This is a genomic window from Psychrobacter sp. 1U2 (assembly GCF_051847575.1).
Genome location: NZ_JBPYDC010000591.1, coordinates 1 through 954, shown reverse-complemented (window position 1 = coordinate 954; position 954 = coordinate 1). Strand labels below are relative to the sequence as shown.

The window sequence follows — 954 nt, the reverse complement described above, 5'->3', positions numbered from 1 at the left end:
ATAACGGAGTTTTGCGTCTCATCAGCGATAATGCTAAAGGGTCGACCGCCAGTACTGGTGCCTGTCCCGCCTGAGCTGGACGCAGAAGCTGACACCGAGTTATTAGCTCCAGTTGAACTATTGCCATTTAATGTATCATTGCTATTATTGCCCAGCGTACTACCTGTACTGCTAGCACTATCTAGTGAGGCTGACTCTAAGGTCGATGTCGCCCCAGTACTATTAATAGACTGATTGGCAAGTAAGCCGCGTAACATCTCTGCGATATGACCAGCACTTGCATACTTTAAGCGAAAGACTCGTAAGCCACTTAAGCGACGTGACGGCGTGGTATCAAGCTGATTGACCATTTCTTGCACTTTAGCAATCATCTCAGGACTACCTTTGACCAGCAGTCTGTCACTAGAAGTATCAGCGATCACTTTGAGCTGATTGCCGCCTCCTTGTGCCTGTTCACCTGCACTTAAAACCAAAGCACTGATGAGATCCATCATACGCTCAGCATCTACATGGCGCAGTGGTATGACTTGTAAGCTATCATTGACATTGTTGTCCAAATCACGAATTAGGGTGGTTAACTGATTCAAACTATCAGCGCGATCAGATAATACCAGTGCATTGACACCAGGCACGGCAGCCGCATGAGCAGACTGCGGCATCAGTGGTCGAATAACGCCTAGTACTTCAGCGGCCTGCGTGTTGGTCAAATAAATAACGCGAGTTGCCAAGGCTTCACCCACGCTATCACCACGCAGATCAACTTCGACACCAGACTGCTTTGCGATATTATCAGGAACGAGCTTGATCGTTGTTCCTGAGTCGATCGCTGCAATACCATTGACCTGCATGACACTCAAAAATAGCTGATAAATCTCATCACGAGACAACGCCTTGTTAGAAATCACAGTGACGTTGCCATTGATACGCGGATCAAGGACAAAGTTTTGATCGGTA

General features: G+C 47.3%; 1 protein-coding gene. It reads right to left on the bottom strand.

All coding sequences use genetic code 11. From position 1 onward, the window contains the following. The coding region (locus ACS8FD_RS17480; RefSeq protein ID WP_439276783.1) for a secretin N-terminal domain-containing protein at positions 1-954 on the bottom strand (954 nt) is incomplete at both ends.